The sequence below is a fragment of the Longivirga aurantiaca genome (assembly GCF_042660085.1).
GTDB lineage: Bacteria > Actinomycetota > Actinomycetes > S36-B12 > CAIYMF01 > Longivirga > Longivirga aurantiaca.
The window spans coordinates 1-614 of sequence record NZ_JBHSTI010000013.1 but is presented as its reverse complement, the minus strand read 5'-3'; the positions used below and the strand labels follow the sequence as shown (position 1 = coordinate 614).

The following is a 614-nucleotide window of genomic DNA, read 5'->3' as shown; positions in this document are numbered from 1 at the left end:
GTCGGAGCCCGTGACGGCGACCGAGTGCACCCGGGCGATCGGGGTGAGACCGAGCTCGGCGGCCTTCTGCGAGGTCGTGAGCATGAGCGCGGCCGAGCCGTCGGAGATCTGCGAGGCGTTGCCTGCCGTGACGACGCCGTCCTCCTTGAACACCGTGCGCAGGCCGGCGAGCGACTCGAGCGTGGTGCCGCGACGGATGCCCTCGTCGGTGGCGAAGCCGCCGACGCCCACGATCTGGTCGGCGAAGTGGCCGGCGTCGGTGGCTGCGGCAGCGCGCTCGTGCGAGGCGACGGCGAGCTCGTCGAGCTGGGTGCGGGACAGGCCCCACCTCTCGGCGATCATCTCGGCCGAGATGCCCTGGGGGACGAGGCCGTTGTTGTAGCGCTCGAGCATGCGGCTCGGGAACGGGCCGTCGCCGCCGTTGGCGTTGGAGAACATCGGCACGCGCGACATCGACTCGGTGCCGCCCGCGATCACGACGTCGTAGTGGCCGGCGACCAGGCCGGCCGCGGCGAAGTGCACGGCCTGCTGGCTCGAGCCGCACTGGCGGTCGATCGTGGTGCCGGGCACCGACTCGGGGAAGCCGGCCGCGAGCAGGGTGTTGCGGGCGGCGT

General features: G+C 73.0%; 1 protein-coding gene. It reads right to left on the bottom strand.

What is annotated here, in order from left to right:
* Window positions 1-614 (bottom strand): thiolase family protein (locus tag ACFQGU_RS15615; RefSeq protein WP_386768488.1); only part of this gene is annotated, 614 nt, incomplete at both ends.